The sequence below is a fragment of the Tumebacillus lacus genome, assembly GCF_026410385.1.
Classification (GTDB): Bacteria; Bacillota; Bacilli; order Tumebacillales; family Tumebacillaceae; genus Tumebacillus; species Tumebacillus lacus.
Genome location: NZ_JAPMLT010000004.1, coordinates 34,221 through 50,660, shown reverse-complemented (window position 1 = coordinate 50,660; position 16,440 = coordinate 34,221). Strand labels below are relative to the sequence as shown.

The following is a 16,440-nucleotide window of genomic DNA, read 5'->3' as shown; positions in this document are numbered from 1 at the left end:
CCTCCCCCCGGGAGATGGCCTCTGCTGATTATACCGCGTTTTCAGATGAAGCAGAAGATTTTGCGGAAGAGATTTCGTCTATCTTGTATTGCACAACGGAAAAGGTTATTGATATCTCAGTCTTCCAATGAAGTCCAACTCGTTTTCAAAGAGAAATACACAGTTCCCAATAGACCTGTCGAATCTTTCCGTTCCATCGAGTTCTTATAACAAAATTGACAAATCAAATATTTTGTTATATATTTAAATATAAAGTATGGAGTTACGAAATGGAGGCTCTTCTGTGAAAAAAATTCTGGGAGTTTTGACAGTGGCAGCCGTATTGACGTCATCAGGTGGTATTACATCAGCAAAGCAAGACCTGAGTGTTCGTGAAGTGGAGCCTGGTGTATTTGTAGGAACAGCAACGGAATAACAAATTGATGAGTACTATGAAAAATTGGGTGTGAATCGCCCTGTAAAAGTGAATAAAACAGACGTAGGCAAGATTGTCACAGGTTATCATCAAGTCCGAGAAGAGAGAGCCTATGACATGTTTGGTCAACAACATGTATTTACTTATTACAAGGCCGTGTACCGAGATACGCAGGAAGCACAACGGATAAAAGATAAGATCAACTCAGAAAAAGCGAAATTAAACGGATCGAACGAACCAAAGTTCTCGACCGAATTTATTCCGAATGAAGAAGGCGATGTGCGAATCCATCGCGTATATGAACAATTGACTGATGGAACGAAGTTTGATTACAGCACCAAAAACTATCTGAGCGCTTTTAATGCAGAGTATTACCGAAAGGCACTAGACTTAATTGCTGGCAATGTTATATCAAATCCAATCGCTGGTTTTTTCACTGGTTTGGTCTTGGATGATCTGAACAAGGCATTGCAAGGGAAGGGGGACGCTTTCTCTTATCAGCGGCTCGTGTACCAATACGGGCAGGTCTATCATTTCGGTTCTTTCCGTGATTATTATGAAACGTATCAACGTGAGTGGTACTGGAAGCACGAACAGATTTCCTATTATGGAGATAACACGATTAAAAGTGCTACGACCGCTTACTATCTCCCTGATTCTGCTGGCTACATGCCGTTTGATTGGATTTACACAGGTGACTTCTACAACGATACAGCGATCATGGATGTGGCACTGATCCAGTATCAAAATAACCCAAATGCGACGTCTCCTGCGCGTGACTACTTCCGCCACGAGGGATATCGCGCGAATTGGAAGACGTTGGGCTCCATCAGCTACTAATTGGAAAGCAGGATGTTATGAAACGAAAACTTTACCTTGCATTGTCGGTTCTACTCGTCATCTTGTCGGCCGCTTATTTTGTGTATCGGTCTTCGCCTACTCAGGTCGTCGCCCACACGATTGATCACGCAATGGCTCAAGACCTGAACGCCATCAAGCTACCGGCTCACAATATCCAAAAAATCGAGTCATTTCTCCTTTATGCGGAAGAACACAACCTCGATAAACCTCACGTATCGATTCAAGAGGCGGCCCGTACTTCGGAACAGTCGCAGGTCGTGGTGTTCTTCGAGATGGTCGAGTACAGCGGAGAGAACCAAGTCAAAAAGCCGCACACGGGCAGTTTGATTTTTACTTTGCAAAAAACCAACTGGTTCAACTGGTATATTACGGATGTGTTACAGACCACACCCGCGATGAAATAGTTGAACCCATCCAACCTGCCACAAGCCGCACTCGGTTCGAGTTACCCAACGATCTCCATCGAGTAGTAGCAGTCATTTACCATCCTGCCATCGATTTCGAGCCCGACCTCACAGCCGCCAGTAAAAGCACCTCTTCGAGCAGATGACTCGAAGGGGTGTTTTCACTAGTTTTCAAACGTGTTCTGGTCATGCACGAGTAGCCAGTTGCCATTTTGCAGTTGAAAAACGAGGGAGAGGTAGTACCGCTTTTCATATGGCTCGCCTTGGGGATCAATGTCTTTGTACAGTATTTTAAGCAAAGCCATGCCCATGTCGGCCGAGACCACAGTTTTTAACACCTCATAACTCATGGACCAGTCCGGGTCGGAAAACCAATTTTTGTGGAACGTTTCGAAGTCTTGACGTTCATTGATAAACTTCCCATTCGGCAGGATCAAGGAGATCGTAGACGGGTGTACGGTGGAGAGAAAGGCGGTTAGGTTTTTCTCGGTGATCTTATTCAGGTGGTGGTGCAAGGCATTGTTAAAATCCATGTTTAAATCCTCCGCAAAATAGAATAACCCCATTATACAATAGTTTGTGAAGAGATCGTTCAAATGATCGAACTGTGCCAGTTGATTCCGCAGTTTTTGGAAAGTGGACTCGTGGAGACGTTTACAACTGAGTTTTCCAAACTTTGTGCCCAGCAAACATTTCGCAGGTCGATCCAGCAATGAACTCCAGTGAATCTTGGAGCATCCAGCGCTTGTTGCCAATTCATCACCGGGTCTGGAAGAGTCTGTGAATAATCAAAGCCCTCACCCGAAGACGGATGAGGGCTTTGCACATTTCTTACTTAAAGTTCGCGAACTGATCAGCAGTTGCCGGTACTTGGATCTCGCCTGCGGCGATTTTCTGTTTGTAATCGTCCATCAGTTTGATCACATCAGCCGGGGTGTTGGTACTTGTAGACGGAGCATAGCCGACACCGTCTTCTTTCAACCCCAACACGACTTCATTTCCGGCGTTGAATTTGCCATTTTTCAAGTCTTGCACGACGGTGAACACGGCGTTGTCTACGCGCTTGACCATCGAGGACAACGTGTTTTGCGGAGCCAATGCGGATTGGTCGCGATCGACGCCGATCACCCAATGACCCGGGCCACGCTCGGTCGCTTCCTTGAAAATGCCGTCACCCGTTCCCGCAGCCGCGTGGAAGATGACATCAGCACCTTGCTGGTACAGTTGAGACGCCAGCAGCTTGCCTTTGTCCGGCTTGTCGAATGCGTCTGCGTACGCAGCGGTCACTTGTGCGTTCGGGTTGACCGCCTTCACGCCCGCCTTAAAGCCATACTCGAATTTTTCGATCAGCGCAAACTTCATCCCGCCGATAAATCCGACCTTGTTCGATTTGGTCATCTTTCCTGCGAGCACCCCCATCAGGAAAGACCCTTCCTCTTCTTTGAACGTTACCGCTGTGACGTTTTTCGGAATGTCGCCGTTCAAGTTGGAGTCGATGATGGCCATCTTGTTGTTCGGATTTTCCAACGCCACTTTTTTCAAGTCGTCCCCCATCAGGAAGCCGATGGCCCATGTCAGATCTGAATTCGATTTGGCGAATGAGGTCAGGTTTGGCAAGTAGTCTTCCGCACGTTTCGATTCTTGTACTTTCACTTCGACCCCCAACTGTTCCTTCGCACGGCTCAAACCTTCCCAAGCCGCTTGGTTAAAAGAGTTGTCGTGAAGACCGCCGATGTCCGTCACCATCGCGACGGTTGTTTTCCCTCCGTCGGCCCCCTTTTTTTCGTCTGCCGTTCCGCAACCGGCCATCAAGGTCGTCACAAGAATGCCCGTTAGAGCGATGCTCATCAATTTGGATGCTTTTGTTTTCATTGTGCTGTTCCCTCACTTTTCAAAGTCAACTGGTCTGCAAGAGTAGTGTTTCCGATTCCCAGCCTTGTATAAAGCTGTTCACGAAGTACCCATCTGATGTCTGACAACCCCATTCATTCTACAATTTTCGACAAGATTCGACCAGATGAAATTTGCAATTTTTATGGAGAGGGGCACGAAAAGTCTCTCCTTTCAGCATGTTCAAACGCCCAGACTGGACTGGGGGCTCTACCAAAAAGCGAGACTGTGTGCGGATGATGTACGAACATATGGGTTATCGAATTGCAGAATTTGCAACTTTTATTAGTTGCCGGCTCGATGTAACGTGTTTCGATTTCGAACTGGCCCAGACCTTATACACGAGATCTCTTTTACGAAAATGCAGTTGATGAAAACCTGGATGGCTCACTCTGTAATAGGCTTTCGTCCCATCTTGTAGCTCAACGGTTTCATGATATTCCGAAGGCCGTAACCGCTCCTCTCGAGCAAGTACCAGTACAAGCAGCGTCTCGGCTTGATGTGTATATTCCAATTCAAGCTTCGCTTCGTTGTCAAAAACCCGACCGCGTTGACGTGTGTAATTGGTTGGGAGATCCGTTGGGGCTTTTATTTTACGTCCGTATTTTTCTTCAAACTGTTTTACAGCCTGAGAGACCGTCGTGTATCCCTGATCGACCGCGGCACTGGCCGTTCGATCTGCTGAGAAATCTTCGAACTCCCTCGCTTCTACTTCTGCCGTAGAAGATATCAGTACAGCTACAAGAACAAAGCCGATCACCCGTTTCAGGAAATCTCCCCCTCTACTAGGAATGATTTATTTTGTCTCTTGCATAAGAAAAAAACTCACTACTTTTGTAGAGAGTCGAAACGTCTTGGTTCGGGAATTTTCGTGTGCAGGAGTAAAACGTCTGCCACCCTGCTCCCCCTAAAAAGAGTCTGCTTTTGATTGCCTCTCTTTCAAGTCAGCGAGACGGTTCGTTGCCCCTACCCGCATGAAGCTGTAGGGATCGCAAGCTTCCAACTCTAGAACTTGGTTCAGCATCTCAATGGCGAGATCGTTGTGTTCAGGCCTGAGCGAGTATTGTATGCGAAATAGGAATTCTGCCATGTTCAATTTTTTTTTGTCAAAGCTCTTTCCCACCACACCCGAGAACATTTCATCCGTCTCCTGCAGAATGAAAGTCTCAAACGTGGTTGCATCAGGGATGCGTTGCTCCCCATTTGCAAATCCCTGAAATAACAATCTCGCTGTGATCGGAGTCTTTTCCTGAAAGATGAACGGGAATACCGCCTCCGAGTCTTCGTGATCCAGCACGTACCGTACAGACTCCGCAAGCAGCGGTTGTTCCGATTCATACAGACCCTTGATGAGCGAGTACATCTCACGTATGCTGTTGACTTCCTCCTCAGTAGGAGGTACCTTCTTGAACCCTTTGTCGAGATATTCGGTCATGGAAAAGTACGCCTCCGCTCTCGCCGTGTACACCATGCTCAGCAACACCTGCGCCCTGTACGTGTCAGGCGAGTCGCCTGCTGTACGGAGGATCTCATCCAAAAGGAGTTCAATGCCTGTCAGATCACCGTTTTGCAATTGTTCAAACACTTGTTGATACAGGATGCCGGTCGGTGACTGGTCCGCAGTCTCGACCTGTTGATTTGCGCTCACGGGTAATTCGTCTGCGAATTTCACGAGCGCATCTGAACTGCATCCGCTGAGAAACACCGCAAAGACTGTCGTTGCGGCTATTGATGTTTTGAATCTGTTCATTTGCTTGCGAGTTCCCCTCTTGGTGTCATGGGTCAAGTATACCGAGCCTTTTACCATGCCATCAACAGGATGCTGTTGCCAGGTGGGCAGGGTTCTACGCCTATCGGGTGACACTGTCGATTCAATCGGTGAAGAGGCAAGGTTAGGATATAGACTCTACTAAAAAGGGAAGTCCGTTTTAAATGGACTTCCCTTTTATCTTTGTTTCTTGTTTTGGCGGGAGTGCGTGGGAATCGAACCCACCCAGCCTGCCACAGGCCGCACTCGGTTCGCGCCAAAGAAAAACAAGCCTTTTAAAGGGCTGGTTTCGTTCCTTCTAGTTCCGAATCCGAGACATTTTCTGTAAATATATATTTAAGAGCGTTGTTGCGAGCCCTTTGTCTGCATTCGTGATCTCTGCGTTCCCGAAGAAAAAAGGCTGGGAATCGTGGCTCTCAACTGCAACCCCGTTTGTTTCATAATCGGACGTATTTTGGATGGAATAGGCGACAGTGTGTTCATCAATCCGAACGGCATTCAGGCCATCCACAACCTGTGTCCCCTCTGAGAGCGGGAACGTTTCATTTGCCCACTCATTCAAATCAGGAAAGTATGATCCGATCGATGTGACTGCACATCCAAAGCAAGAGCCATCCGTTCGATAAGATATACTTTGTGGCTGTTCCGACGAAAGATCTGAGACCAACGTGAATCCTGTTGATCCATTAGCCCCAACTCCTGCTCTTTTTGCCTTCCATCCATGAGGCCCGAAGTAAATTAAACCTTTGCTGTTGTCACCCTCACCCGCGTTTACCCAATAGACGGCGAGTTGATCCGCGTATTTTGCGGGCAGATCAAAATGCAGATCCGGAATACTTCTTGATGGGAGAATGGAAGGCTCTGTGTCTCCCGAGATTCCATAAATCGCTGAGACTCCGATGAAAGGCAGTTCAAACGTACCCGCTTCTCCAATCACCTTCACCGTTCCGCCATTCTTCATCACCGGCACCGGGTCCGACACGGGCGCCGGTGCTGGTGCTGTGTTGGGCTTCCTTGGTTCGGACACAGCGGGTTTTGCGGATTCATTCGTGCGGCCTACAGCGGCTCCCCCACTTTCGAAAGACTGTAACGGAATAAAATTATGAAACAGTCCAATTATTTTCATTTCATCTGAGCCAGGCAGATCTGTCGTGAAAACTGAAAAAAACACATAGTTGTTACTGGTGGTCGAGGAATCAAACACCGGGTCGCCAAACAAGGAGATCGCACCCGTCTCCAAAAATCCATCACTTTTCGCCAATGCCTGTTCTTTGATCCAACTCACATACTCCGTTTTCGCCGGATTCGTACTTGCCATCAATATCAAGACGAAAAACAAAAATAGCAGCCAACCGTTTCTCTTTCTACGAAACATTCCCTCACCTCCATATTCTACCAACACATGGTAACATGATTATGGTTTCATAACCATTACATTTCTTGCTGCGATCCTCAAAATAAAAAATGCACCCAAAAGATTCGGATGCATTTCCAAATACCTATCCACCCTGGAAGAGGGCTGTGAGAATCCACTAGATTTTCTTGCAATCTAAATATTACTCACATCAGGAGCAACAACTTCCCTGCAACAATTACAAAAAGGAATAGATGGCCCCTGGGATCTGACAGCTCTGGTCGTCTATTTCAGTTGGACATGAAGGTCACCCTAACCTGTATCAGTTGTGTCACAGGACTAAGAGTCCAGCCTCGGCTTCGTCTCCAAAGCTTTTCCTCGATGCGCCTTATTTACGGTGCTGTTTGTCCTCCCTGATTGACTTCGTCCATCGTAGATTTAAGTATTTCGTATACCTTATCGAGTTCCTTTGATCGTTGCTCTGCGGTTTTTCCTTCTTTGTTTTCCTTGATTTTGTTGATAATATCACGAGCAGGCTTCAGTTTTTCGTTCAGATGCTTGTACTTGCCATTTGCATTCAAATATTGCTCTTGCATAGCCACATCCACTTCAGCACCCTTGATTCTATCCTCAAGGTCATTCAGTGCTACGTCGCGTTGCAAATCACCAATCTCGATCCCTTTCTTTTTCATCTCTTCCCCCAACGCAATCTTTTTGCTGATATCTTTTTCATTTTCCATTTGCTGTTCTTTTGCACGAAAATCTTGTTTCAACTTGCTGATCTTCTCGGTCAAAGAATCACCTTCAGCGAAAGCACTGACCCCTGCAAAAGTCACCGTAGCTGCAAACAGGCTTCCCACTAAAAAGAGGTTTTTCATTTTCATATTCAACAGAATGCCCCTCCTCATAATTAGGATTAAGAAGTCGCTTTAATCCGGTAGGTCACAAACCAGCCCTTATCACCGATGTCCAGTCTTGACTTAATTCTCCCTTTAAGGCTCAAGTCCTTTGCGTTATATGTGTGTTGGGCAACAAACAAATTGCCGTACTCATCGTAACGGTGAACGACTTGACCATGCCAAGTATCACCATTGTCATTTACGTATTGAACAATATCCCCCGGCCACAAGTCACTGTAAATTTGTGAAAAATTATCATACGCCTGTTGGTAGGTGTAGACAGTATATTTGTACGCCCGGTTTTTCCCAATGTTATTTACGTTTGCCCAATGAAATCTAAAGTCATGGGCACCTGTCCAAGAAGTAGAGCGGTTCGGGATGTCTTTCCCATCATAAAACCAGTTGTCCCACCAATAGGGGTCCACTTGACCGATTGTTCCATTTATCACTTTTTGTTCAGGTAAACCACCGTGGAACAAGACTTGAGAGATAAAGTTTGTACAATCCCCACCATAATCTGTGTAGTTAAAATAGCCTGAGTTATTCGCAGTTAGGGCGTATTGTTCAGCATACGCTTTCGCTTTTACACGATCATACTGCGAGTTGGCATAGACGTTAGAGCTGGTGTAGCTACCCGCATAAGCATGAGTAGTTAACAAAGACGTAGTAATGACTGTTGTCAAAACAACTTTGCTCTTCAAAGATGAAACCCCTCTCTCTATTGAGTATATTGCATTCTTAGTAAGCTCAGATACGCGAAATAACAACTCGTAGAAATATGCTGTAACGCCTCCCTATTGATATTTCTCGAATAAATCTCCACCTATAAAAAATTACATACCAGCAGAATAAATGTTTTTCCATATAAATACAACCATTACTTTTAGTATACGTTGATCCTCGCCTTCCGGACGTTTGACTTACAATATTATTGAAAGCATCATAACAGGTGCTGAATTGAAAGGCTGCCTCAATGATCAACTGGAAGAACCAACGATAAAATTCGGCCTACTCATCAATCGCGGACATACTTCTCTTTTCGTATGACAGCCAATGACTCGTTCGGTTTTGAGGACCGAAGGACACGACCACACGAAACGCCCCCACTGAATCCTTGCAATGACTCTTGTAGCGACTGTCAGAAAAAACGCGGGACAGACGGCGCGCGGTGAATATAAAAAGAGACCGCAAGAGGCGATCTCTGCGAAACCCTTACCACTCGGGAGCGGGCATTCTTTCCTCACGCCCACGCATCCGCCGGAACAACAGATACAGCAAGTGACTTTACTATAAACCATGCTAACACCTAACATTTTTGCGTTTGAAACCAAGTAGCCCTCGATCTACATCCTTTTGAATTTTTTCGTAAGCGAGCGAGACACCGCTTTTTTTCTTGCCCCGAGTGACTTCGACTTGGCCTACTGCCTTTGCGGTTTCAATTGCCTTCTCATGGAGCGGGACATATGAAATCCCGACTGTGTAGATGAAATTATTCATAGCCAATTTCGTTCGATCAGGAGAGTCGTGAATCGTTTTTTCCACCTGATCAAGCATGCCGGCAATCTTACTTGCGGTAAATTCACCATCTTGGCGATTGCCCAAAAGCCAGCAGTAACAGCTCCAGCCCGCGGACATTCTAAGGCCTTCACCGCTTGCGATCCATTTATCGGCAACCACTTGCGCAATATCGGCTTCTGCCAAAGTGACTGCAACCACAAAATCGGACAGCATATAAAAATACGCCGCATCCATCCAACGCTCAAAATCCGCATCCGTCATTGCCTCTGGGTCCGCAATGACGCCAGCAAAATACATGGCATCGTAGTTCCCGGTAAAGCTGTTCGGCCAAAGGTTGATTTTTCTTGATTTTCTTTGCGAGCGGCTTCATTTCGCCTGTAGCCACGCCAAAAAGCGGCTCGTGTGCACCATTGCTTACATACGTTTTTTTAATTCGTTCCTTGCCGAGCGCTTCCAGTTCCTGCATGACCATTTCAAGATCCATCAATTTCCACTTCCTTCCTTTATCATCATACCCAATGCAAATCTATTTCACCAACACAGATATATGAGGCAGTCGGATGCTGAAGATAAACAAAAAACCCCCTACAAATACTTGTAGAGAGTTGCTCATTTTTGGCGGGAGTGCGTGGGAATCGAACCCACCCAGCCTGCTCCACAGGCCGCACTCGGTTTTGAAGACCGGGAAGGACACCAGTACCCCATCCACCCCCATGAAAGTAACAAGACTCATTATAGCCCAATCCGGGACGAGTTGAAACGTATATTTCCCGGGAATTTTCGGTTCCGTAGGCTGTGTCACAAAAAAAGAGAGACCGCAGCGGTCTCTCTTTTTCATCAAAACCCGTACACGCTCATCCCGCCATCGACCATCAGCACTTGCCCGGTCACATACGCGCTTGCTTCCGATGCCAGGAACACCGTCGGCCCTACAAGGTCCGGCAGTTCGCCGACGCGTTTCATCGGGGTGCGGTCGAGGATCTCGCCGAGGTACTCTTCGTTGTCGAGGAGTTTTTCCGTCAGCGGGGTGCGGAAGTACCACGGACCGACTGCATTGACGCGGATGCCGTGCTTCGCCCATTCGAGCGACAGGACGCGGGTCATGTGCATCAGCGCGGCCTTGCTCGCTCCGTAGACGACGCCGGTGCGGAGGGCGACTGCGCCTGCGACGGAGGCGATGTTGATGATGCGGCCGCCGCCGGAGTCCTTCATATGACGCGCCGCTGCCTGTGACATGAGAAACGCCGATTTCAAGTTGGTCTGCATGATCGTCTCCCACTCGTCGTCTGTCACGTCGAGGGCTTGGGAGCGGATGTTCATGCCGGCGTTGTTGACGAGGATATCGATCCGGCCTGCTTGCTCGGCGACGGTTTGGACGGCGCGTTCGACGTCTTCGCGGTTGGTGAGGTCTGCGCGGACGATGTAGGCGGTGCGGCCGAGTTTGCGGATCTCGGCGGCGGTGATCTCGAGGTCGGCGGCGGTGCGTGCCAGGATCGCGACGTCTGCGCCCGCTTCGGCGAGGCCGATGGCGAGGGCGCGGCCGATACCGCGGCCGGCACCGGTGACGAGTGCGATCTGGTTGTCTAGGCGAAAGTTGGGCAAGTACATGGCTTCATTCGCTCCTATTCCTGTCGGGGTTGGGATTTCTTTCTTCTACTTTACTATATCTGGCCGCAAAAAAAGAGAGGCGACCGCGCGCCCCTCTTTATTTTCCGCCTTGTTGTTTGTTTTTCGGTTCGAAGTGTGGCGTGAGGTCCGGTCGGACGGCGTTGACCATGTTGTCCCAGAGCGTGGTGTCTTCTTCGCCGGCTACGTTTTGGTCGTAGGGGACGTTGACGTCTTGGCCGAGCATGACGTTTTCTTTCAGGTCTTCCCGTGCATTCTGTTGTTTGTCCGCCATTTTAGCATCATCTCCTTCTCCTCTATAGTTCCCGAGGGTTTTCGGGTATAATCGTCGGTGGAGAGAAATACTGTACTCAGGAACATGCCTGTACATAAGAGGAGGAACACCGATGAAGAAAAAGGGCATGCTGTCCCTCGCGCTTTCGTTCGTGCTGGCTGCGACGCTGGCCGGTTGCGGCGGTGCGAAGAATGAACAGCAAGGCGCGGGTACCGATACGCCGAAGCAGGAAGAGACTCAGGAATTTACGGTCGGCTTGATTCCGGCGGAGACGAAGATCGCGGCTCCGACGGTGGAGAAGTTCCGCACGTATCTGGAGCAGGAGACCGGGCTGACGATCAAAATGGCCGAGTACCCGGACTACAACGGCGTCGTGGAGGCGCTCAATTATGGAAAACTGGACATGGCCTACCTCGGGCCGCTGACCTACGTGATCGCGCATCACAAGAGCGGTGCGAAGGCCATCGTGGCCAAGACGGCGAAGGGTGTCCCCTACTACCACTCGTATATCCTCGTCCATAAGGACGCGCCGTACACCAAGCTCGAAGATCTGATCGCGGACAAGAAAAATGTGACGTTTGCGTTTGGCGATCCGAGTTCGACGTCGGGGTCGCTGATCCCGGGGATGGAGTTGAAAAACCGCGGGGTGTATCGCGGCAAGACGGATTCTGATTTTAAAGAAGTGGTGTTCACCGGTGCGCATGATGTGACGGCGCTGAACATTGAAAATAAAAAGGTGACCGCCGGTGCGATCGACAGCGCGTATTATAACAAGCTGATCGAGAAAGGCACGGTCAAGGCGGAGAGCTTCAAGAAGATCTGGGAGTCCGACAAGCTGTTCCAATACCCGTTCACGGTGCATAAGGACACGGATGCGGCAACGGTTGAAAAGTTGCAACATGCGTTCTTGAACCTCAAGGACAAGGAGATTCTCGACGCGTTTGCAGCAGACGGCTTTGTAAAGGCGGAACACAAGGATTATGAAGCGATTGAAAAAGCGGCTGAGGCTGACGGGCGCTTGAAATAGCGACCCGTGATGACAGAACGTATTGGAAGCTCGTTTGAAGGTGCTGGCCGTTTGAAGTAGAGACCCGTGATGACAATACGTATCGGAAGCTCGGTTGACGGTGCAGGCCGTTTGAAGTAGAGATCCGTGATGACATTACGTATTGGAAGCTCGGTTGAGGTGCTGGCCGTTTGAACGTGAGGCTGGGTGCCAACAGGGTATTTGATGGACGGTGATGGAGTGAGGACGTATCGTTTGGCGCGGTGGCGGCGGGGGTTGTTGTACACGGGTCTGGTCGCGCTGCTGATCTGGAGCATGAGGAGCACCGGGTTTGAGTTAGGACAACTGCTCGAGATGGGCACGACCGTGGAATTTATCCGCGAGCATTGGTTGCCGCCTGCGTGGGAGGTCTGGAACGAGGCGCTCACCAACTCGGTGATCACGCTGCAGATCGCGTTTGTCGGGGTGACGTTCGGTTTGCTGTTTGCCCTGCCCTTCGCGTTTGTGGCAGCGCGTACGACGCCGTTGCCCCGCTGGATGCACGCTCTGGTGCGGGTGGTGCTCAGTTTTGTCCGCTCGGTGCCGGAGATCGTGTGGGGGCTGCTGTTCGTGCCCACGCTCGGTCTCGGTCCGTTCGGCGGGGTGATCGCGATCCTGCTGCACAACATCGGCGTTTTGGGCAAACTGATCGCGGAGCTGATCGAGGCGTCCGACAAGGAGCCGCAGCTCGCCGTGGTCGCCACCGGCGGCCATCGGCTGCATGTGCTGGCGATGGCGGTGCTCCCCGACATCGTGCCGCATATCTGGTCGCAGTATTTCTACCGTCTGGAAGTGGCGGTGCGCACGTCGCTCGTGCTGGGCTTCATCGGCGCGGGAGGCCTTGGCAATCAGTTGTTTATCGACTTCAAGGTGTTCGATTACCAAGCGGTCGCCGTCGAGGTACTCGTGATCATGGTCTTGGTGATCCTGATCGACACGGTCGGCGGCATGGTCCGCAAACGGGTGATGTGAGGAGGTGATCCCCTTGGAAAAACGGTATTTCACGCTGGCAGAGGCCAACTCTCTTTTGCCGCAGGTGGCGGGGATGATCCTCTCGTTGCAGGAGCTGAAGCGGGAGATCGATGCAAAGTTTCTGCACCTGCAGGAGCAAAAGCAACAATCTACGGAAATACCGTCCGATGCGTTTTTTGCTCAAGAGGCGGAGTTGGAGTTTCTGGTGATGAACGCGAACAGCCTGCTCGGGCAACTGGCCGGGCTCGGAGCCGATCTGAAAGACATCGAATCCGGGCTGGTCGATTTTTTGACGCTGGTGGACGGGCAGGAAGCGCTGCTGTGCTGGCACCTCGGCGAGACGGAGATCACACACTGGCACGGGCTGTATGAAGGATTTCAAGGTCGCAAACCGATCTACTAAAAAAACCGGGACTCCGCTCAGGAATCCCGGTTTTTCTATTGCCCGGACAGTCGCACCTTGACTTTGGCGATGCGGCCGACCGGTATTTTCAGGTGACTGATCTTCAATCCTTCATGGCGAAGATCCTCGACCACGAGATGGCGGAAATAGACTTGGTGGAGCTCCAAGGTGTCGCGCGTGCCGTCGAGGACTTCCTGCAGACAAACGAGCAGGTCTTCATCGACGTACAGTTCGACCTTCAGTTCTTTGACTCGTGTCTTGCCCGTGCCGTCTCCCACGCAAAAACCCCCTCCCTTTAGTAAGGCTACGAAGGAAGAGGGCATTTCTTGCCTTAAAAATCGCGCTTGGAGTCGAGGAGCAGCGTGACCGGTCCGTCATTGACCAGGGCGACGTCCATCATCGCGCCAAAGACGCCTGTTTCGACGGTCACGCCCTGCGAGCGGGCCTTGTCATTGAAGTATTCGTACAGCGCCTTGGCCTCGTCCGGACGGGCGGCCGCCATGAAGTTGGGACGGCGGCCTTTGCGGCAGTCCCCGTAGAGGGTGAACTGCGAGACGGACAGCAACGAGCCGCCGACGTCGAGCAAGGAATGATTCATCTTGCCCGCCTCGTCTTCGAAGACGCGCAGGTTCAGCACTTTGTCGACCAGCCAGTCCGCGTCCTCCGTCGTGTCTTCGTGGGTGACGCCGACGAGCAGGACAAATCCTTTGCCGATCTCGCCGGTGACCGCCCCGTCGACGGTCACGGAGCCTTTGGAGCAACGTTGGACTACGATTCTCATGAGCAATACCTCTTATTGCATAATGCGGCGGACGGTGTAGATGTCCTTGACCCGCTTGATCCGCTCGACGACCGTGTGCAGGTGGTCGACGTTGCGGATGTTGATCGTCAGGTTCATCGTCGCGATCTTGCGCTTGTCGGCGCGTCCGGTGACGGCGGTGATGTCCGTCTTGGTCTCCGCGACGGCGAGCATCACTTCGTTGATCAAACCGCGTCGGTCGAGGCCGGTCACTTCGATCTCCACCGAGTATTGGGTGGACAGGCCGGTCTCCCACTCGACTTCGATGATGCGATTTTCCTCGTTTTCCTCGATGTTCTCCAAGTTCAGACAGTTGGAGCGGTGGATCGAGACGCCGCGGCCGCGGGTGATGAAGCCGGTGATCTCGTCACCCGGCACCGGATTGCAGCAGCGGGAGAAGCGGATCAAGAGGTTGTCGATGCCTTTGACGCGGACGCCGAGAGAGCCTTTTTTCGAACGCTTCTGCGGCTCGGTCTTGACCTCGGGGATCTTGACCGCTTCCGGCGGGGCTTCTTTCTTGATCTTTTCGACGATCCGGGTGATGACCTGATGCGCCGAGAAGCCGCCGTATCCGACCGCTGCCAGCATGTCGTCGAGCTTGGCAAAATTAAATTTGCCGCCGATCTCTTCGAGGTTTTTGTCGGTCAGCCAGTCGGTGTCCACGTTGTGTTTCTTGGCCTCTTTGTCGATCAGCTCGCGGCCTTTCGAGACGTTTTCTTCCCGTTTTTCCCGCTTGAACCACTGACGGATCTTCGACTTGGCCTGCGAAGATTTGACGACTTTGATCCAGTCGAAGCTCGGGCCGTAGCTGTGCTTCGAGGTGAGGACTTCGACGATGTCGCCCGTCTTCAATTTGTAATCGAGCGGGACGATCTTGCCGTTGATCTTGGCACCGATCGTGCGGTTGCCGATGTCGGTGTGGATGCGGTAGGCAAAGTCGATCGGCACAGACCCGGCCGGGAGCTGGATGACATCGCCCTTGGGCGTAAAGACGAACACTTCGTCGGCGAAGAGGTCGAATTTGAGCGTCTCCATAAACTCCTGCGCGTCTTTGAAGTCCTGTTGCCACTCCAAGATCTCGCGGAACCACGCCAGTTTTTGCGTGAACGTGGCTTCCTTGGCATCCCCGTTGTTGCCTTGTTGCTGCGCGCTCTGGCTCTCTTTGTACAGCCAGTGAGCGGCGATGCCGTACTCGGCGGTGCGGTGCATCTCCCAGGTGCGGATCTGGATCTCCAGCGGTTCGCCGCGCGGACCGATAACCGTCGTATGCAGCGACTGGTACATGTTGGCCTTGGGCATGGCGATATAGTCTTTGAAGCGTCCCGGCATCGGCTTCCACATCGTATGGACGACGCCGAGCACCGCGTAGCAATCCTTGACGTTTTCCACGACGACGCGCACGGCGAGCAGATCGTAGATCTCGTTGAACTGCTTGTTGTAGTTGGCCATCTTCCGGTAGATCGAGTAGAGATGCTTCGCCCGGCCGGAGATGTCCGATTTGATGCTCAGTTCGTCAAATTTGCGCTTGAGGCCGTCGATGACTTCCTGCACGTACGCTTCCCGTTCACGGCGTTTTTGCGCCATCAGGTTGACGATGCGGTAGTACTGCTGCGGGTTGAGATAGCGCAGCGAGATATCCTCCAGCTCCCACTTGATTGTGGAGATGCCGAGTCGATGAGCCAGCGGGGCGTAGATCTCCAGCGTCTCCGTCGCGATGCGCACCTGTTTTTCGGTCGGTTGGTGCTTGAGCGTGCGCATGTTGTGCAGGCGGTCTGCCAGCTTGATCAGGATGACGCGGATGTCTTTGGCCATCGCCATGAACATCTTGCGCAAGTTTTCGGCCTGCGCCTCTTCTTTGGAGTTGAATTTGATGCGCTCGAGCTTGGTCACACCGTCGACCAGCGCGGCCACTTCCGCGCCGAACTCGGTGGTCAACGTCTCATCGGTGACGCCGGTGTCCTCGACGACGTCATGCAAGAGAGCGGCCGAGAGCGTTACCGCATCCAGTTCGAGATCCGCGAGGATCTCGGCGACAGCAACCGGGTGCATGATATAGGGTTCGCCCGACCTGCGGGTCTGCCCTTGATGGGCGGCATCTGCCACTTCAAAGGCGTGGCGGAGCATCGCCACGTCTTCGCGGCCTGCGTACTTGCCGACCTTTTCCAACAGGCGTTCAATACCCACCGGGTCAGCCACCCCCGTTTTCGCAGGA

18 protein-coding genes, 1 tRNA gene and 1 pseudogene are annotated in these 16,440 nt (G+C 51.2%); 6 read left to right on the top strand and 14 right to left on the bottom strand.

Going from position 1 to position 16,440, the window contains the following annotated elements; all coding sequences use genetic code 11:
- Nucleotides 1-283: 283 nt before the first annotated feature.
- The 3 genes from OS242_RS09590 to OS242_RS09580 are packed head-to-tail and all read left to right on the top strand — an operon-like array spanning nt 284 to nt 1,680.
- Nucleotides 284-415 carry a hypothetical protein gene (locus OS242_RS09590; protein WP_267151465.1) on the top strand — a complete coding sequence of 44 codons (132 nt, stop codon included), beginning with the start codon at nt 284-286 and terminating at the stop codon, nt 413-415.
- Nucleotides 416-439: 24 nt separating this feature from the next.
- A complete protein-coding gene (locus OS242_RS09585) occupies nt 440-1,255 on the top strand; it encodes a hypothetical protein (RefSeq protein ID WP_267151464.1) in 816 nt (271 codons plus the stop codon).
- Between the two features lie 17 nt (nt 1,256-1,272).
- Nucleotides 1,273-1,680: a hypothetical protein gene (locus OS242_RS09580; RefSeq protein WP_267151463.1), complete on the top strand. Its 408-nt coding sequence runs from the start codon at nt 1,273-1,275 to the stop codon at nt 1,678-1,680.
- 164 nt (nt 1,681-1,844) lie between these two features.
- Here OS242_RS09580 and OS242_RS09575 read toward each other — a convergent pair whose 3' ends face one another.
- From OS242_RS09575 to OS242_RS09525, 11 genes and pseudogenes are all read right to left on the bottom strand, one after another.
- Complete coding sequence (locus OS242_RS09575) at nt 1,845-2,213, bottom strand: YybH family protein (RefSeq protein WP_267151462.1); 369 nt, start codon at nt 2,211-2,213, stop codon at nt 1,845-1,847.
- A 298-nt stretch (nt 2,214-2,511) separates the two neighbouring features.
- Entirely contained in the window at nt 2,512-3,552 is a 1,041-nt protein-coding gene (locus tag OS242_RS09570) for a BMP family lipoprotein (RefSeq protein ID WP_267151461.1), read from the bottom strand.
- A 274-nt stretch (nt 3,553-3,826) separates the two neighbouring features.
- A complete protein-coding gene (locus OS242_RS09565) occupies nt 3,827-4,330 on the bottom strand; it encodes a hypothetical protein (protein WP_267151460.1) in 504 nt (167 codons plus the stop codon).
- 147 nt (nt 4,331-4,477) lie between these two features.
- Nucleotides 4,478-5,320, bottom strand: coding sequence for a hypothetical protein (locus tag OS242_RS09560; RefSeq protein ID WP_267151459.1), 843 nt, complete (start codon nt 5,318-5,320; stop codon nt 4,478-4,480).
- Between the two features lie 316 nt (nt 5,321-5,636).
- Nucleotides 5,637-6,713: a DUF4850 domain-containing protein gene (locus tag OS242_RS09555; protein ID WP_267151458.1), complete on the bottom strand. Its 1,077-nt coding sequence runs from the start codon at nt 6,711-6,713 to the stop codon at nt 5,637-5,639.
- Nucleotides 6,714-7,084: 371 nt separating this feature from the next.
- Nucleotides 7,085-7,582, bottom strand: a complete 498-nt coding sequence (locus OS242_RS09550) for a hypothetical protein (RefSeq protein ID WP_267151457.1) — start codon at nt 7,580-7,582, stop codon at nt 7,085-7,087.
- 26 nt (nt 7,583-7,608) lie between these two features.
- Nucleotides 7,609-8,292, bottom strand: coding sequence for an amidase domain-containing protein (locus OS242_RS09545; RefSeq protein ID WP_267151456.1), 684 nt, complete (start codon nt 8,290-8,292; stop codon nt 7,609-7,611).
- Nucleotides 8,293-8,890: 598 nt separating this feature from the next.
- A pseudogene (locus tag OS242_RS09540) lies at nt 8,891-9,593 on the bottom strand (DNA alkylation repair protein).
- A gap of 132 nt (nt 9,594-9,725) precedes the next feature.
- Nucleotides 9,726-9,822: transfer RNA gene (locus tag OS242_RS09535), tRNA-Sec, on the bottom strand.
- A 124-nt stretch (nt 9,823-9,946) separates the two neighbouring features.
- Nucleotides 9,947-10,717 carry an SDR family NAD(P)-dependent oxidoreductase gene (locus OS242_RS09530; RefSeq protein ID WP_267151455.1) on the bottom strand — a complete coding sequence of 257 codons (771 nt, stop codon included), beginning with the start codon at nt 10,715-10,717 and terminating at the stop codon, nt 9,947-9,949.
- Nucleotides 10,718-10,814: 97 nt separating this feature from the next.
- Nucleotides 10,815-11,009, bottom strand: a complete 195-nt coding sequence (locus OS242_RS09525) for a hypothetical protein (protein ID WP_267151454.1) — start codon at nt 11,007-11,009, stop codon at nt 10,815-10,817.
- A gap of 112 nt (nt 11,010-11,121) precedes the next feature.
- Here OS242_RS09525 and phnD point away from each other — a divergent pair, with 112 nt between their 5' ends.
- The 3 genes from phnD to OS242_RS09510 all read left to right on the top strand — a co-directional run bounded on the left by phnD (nt 11,122) and on the right by OS242_RS09510 (nt 13,429).
- Nucleotides 11,122-12,036 (top strand): phosphate/phosphite/phosphonate ABC transporter substrate-binding protein, encoded by a 915-nt coding sequence (phnD, locus tag OS242_RS09520; RefSeq protein WP_267151453.1) that lies wholly within the window; start codon nt 11,122-11,124, stop codon nt 12,034-12,036.
- Nucleotides 12,037-12,255: 219 nt separating this feature from the next.
- Complete coding sequence (gene phnE, locus OS242_RS09515) at nt 12,256-13,026, top strand: phosphonate ABC transporter, permease protein PhnE (protein ID WP_267151452.1); 771 nt, start codon at nt 12,256-12,258, stop codon at nt 13,024-13,026.
- Nucleotides 13,027-13,039: 13 nt separating this feature from the next.
- Nucleotides 13,040-13,429, top strand: coding sequence for a DUF2203 domain-containing protein (locus tag OS242_RS09510; RefSeq protein ID WP_267151451.1), 390 nt, complete (start codon nt 13,040-13,042; stop codon nt 13,427-13,429).
- Between the two features lie 35 nt (nt 13,430-13,464).
- Here the strand turns inward: OS242_RS09510 and OS242_RS09505 are convergent, their stop codons facing one another.
- Genes OS242_RS09505 through OS242_RS09495 form a run of 3 tightly spaced genes read right to left on the bottom strand, consistent with a single transcriptional unit; the run spans nt 13,465 to nt 16,412 of the window.
- Nucleotides 13,465-13,707, bottom strand: coding sequence for a hypothetical protein (locus tag OS242_RS09505; protein WP_267151450.1), 243 nt, complete (start codon nt 13,705-13,707; stop codon nt 13,465-13,467).
- A 53-nt stretch (nt 13,708-13,760) separates the two neighbouring features.
- A complete protein-coding gene (gene dtd / locus OS242_RS09500) occupies nt 13,761-14,210 on the bottom strand; it encodes a D-aminoacyl-tRNA deacylase (protein ID WP_267151449.1) in 450 nt (149 codons plus the stop codon).
- 12 nt (nt 14,211-14,222) lie between these two features.
- Nucleotides 14,223-16,412, bottom strand: coding sequence for a RelA/SpoT family protein (locus OS242_RS09495; RefSeq protein ID WP_323372929.1), 2,190 nt, complete (start codon nt 16,410-16,412; stop codon nt 14,223-14,225).
- Nucleotides 16,413-16,440: the final 28 nt, after the last annotated feature.